Origin of the sequence: Promicromonospora kroppenstedtii DSM 19349 (genome assembly GCF_000515355.1) — a bacterium.
Taxonomy (GTDB): domain Bacteria; phylum Actinomycetota; class Actinomycetes; order Actinomycetales; family Cellulomonadaceae; genus Promicromonospora; species Promicromonospora kroppenstedtii.
The window spans coordinates 1-941 of sequence record NZ_KI911613.1; the positions used below are offsets into that span (position 1 = coordinate 1).

Sequence of the window (941 nt, forward strand, 5' to 3'; positions counted from 1 at the left end):
ACCGAGTGGGTCCCGGCGGGCGAGCCGCTCCCGGTCGCGTCCGCCACGCTCCAGGCGCGCGTCACGCTCGTGGGCGACACCGAGGCGTCCCCGACCGTCCGGGAGGTGACGCTCACACCCGAGGTGGAGCGGTCGCGGTCCCTGCAGGAGGTCGAGGTCCAGGCCAAGGCCGACGGGCGCGCCTACAAGGTCTTCGCGACCCGCGAGGGCCTGGTGGGCGGCACCACCGCGAACGGGCACGTCATCAAGAAGCGTGACCACTTCGTCGCCCTGCCGTCGCGGCGCGGGCTGTCGGCCAAGAACTCGGGCAGCTACTCGGTACGGGTCTGCGCCGAGCACACGGGCCGGTGCGCGTACGCCCCGGTCTGGGACGTCGGCCCCTGGAACACCAAGGACGACCACTGGAACGGGTCCCCCGAGCGCGAGTCGTGGGACGACCTGCCGCGGGGCCTGCCCCAGGCCCAGGCCGCCTACCAGGACGGCTACAACAAGGGGAAGGACGGCTTCGGCCGCAAGGTCGCGAACCCCGCGGGGATCGACCTGGGCGACGGCACCTTCTGGGACGGCCTCGGGCTGAAGGACAACGCCTGGACCACCGTGACCTACCTGTGGACCGGCAACGGACCGAAGGGCGTGGTGCGCACCAGCGGCGGACCCCTGACCGTGCGGTCCGGCCCCGGCACGAACCACTCCGCCGTCGGGCAGGCCGGGCGTTTCACCAACGTCGTGATCGAGTGCACCGCCAAGGGCAGCCGCGTGGACGGCTACTACGGCGTCAGCAACGTGTGGAACCGGATCGGGCCGGGCAACTGGATCTCGGACGCGTACGTCAACACGGGTTCGAGCGGCCCGGCCGCCAAGGCCTGCTGACCCCCGCACGGGTCGGTCAGGCGCGGCGGAGCGCACCGACCAGACCGGCCGCCGCCACGCCGACCACGACG

General features: G+C 72.9%; 1 protein-coding gene. It reads left to right on the forward strand.

What is annotated here, in order from left to right; genetic code table 11:
* Positions 1-870: hypothetical protein (locus PROKR_RS33865; RefSeq protein WP_036959822.1), on the forward strand; the 870-nt coding region annotated here is incomplete at its 5' end.
* Positions 871-941: the final 71 nt, after the last annotated feature.